The sequence below is a fragment of the Streptomyces ossamyceticus genome, assembly GCF_001418475.1.
Taxonomy (GTDB): Bacteria; Actinomycetota; Actinomycetes; order Streptomycetales; family Streptomycetaceae; genus Streptomyces; species Streptomyces ossamyceticus.
The window spans coordinates 1-543 of the sequence record NZ_LIQX01000708.1 but is presented as its reverse complement, the minus strand read 5'-3'; the positions used below and the strand labels follow the sequence as shown (position 1 = coordinate 543).

Here is a 543-nt window from a genome sequence, read left to right as displayed (position 1 = left end):
CCGGGCGCCGGTGCCACTCTCTCAGTTCCTGAGATCTCCTCAGCTGAACCGACCGCCCGTCGACATCCGACCGGCGTCAGCTTCTCCGCACCACCTCGCGCAGGGCTCAGCCGTACCCGCGGGTGTGTGCCTTCCCCTCCCCCTTCCTCATGCGTTTCTCCCAGGAAGTCCGTGAAAGGACCCCCATGAGCACCACCACACTCGAACACACCTCCACTCATCGGCAGTCCCCCACCCATGTCACCGGCGTCCTGGAGACAGTGCAGGGCGGGCAGGGGTTCCTGCGCGCCGAGAACGGACTGCCCACCGCCTCCGACACCCAGGTGCCCGCCGCGCTGATCCGCCGGTACGGGCTGCGCAAGGGCGACACCGTCGAAGGCGTCCGCGAGGGCCGACGCGCCCAGCCGCAGCCGCTCACGGGGGTGCAGCGGTGTGAGGTCGTGGAAGTGCGGTCGGCCGCACAGCTCGTCGGGGGTGCGCCCGTTGATCCGCTCGACCTCGGTGAGGGCGCGTCGGCCCTCGCGGACGCCTTCGACGGTGTCG

The 543-nt window shown here is 70.5% G+C and carries 1 pseudogene; it reads left to right on the top strand.

The annotated features are described in order from the left end of the window. Nucleotides 1-185: 185 nt before the first annotated feature. A pseudogene (locus AOK15_RS37175) lies at nucleotides 186-543 on the top strand (hypothetical protein); the annotation flags it as partial.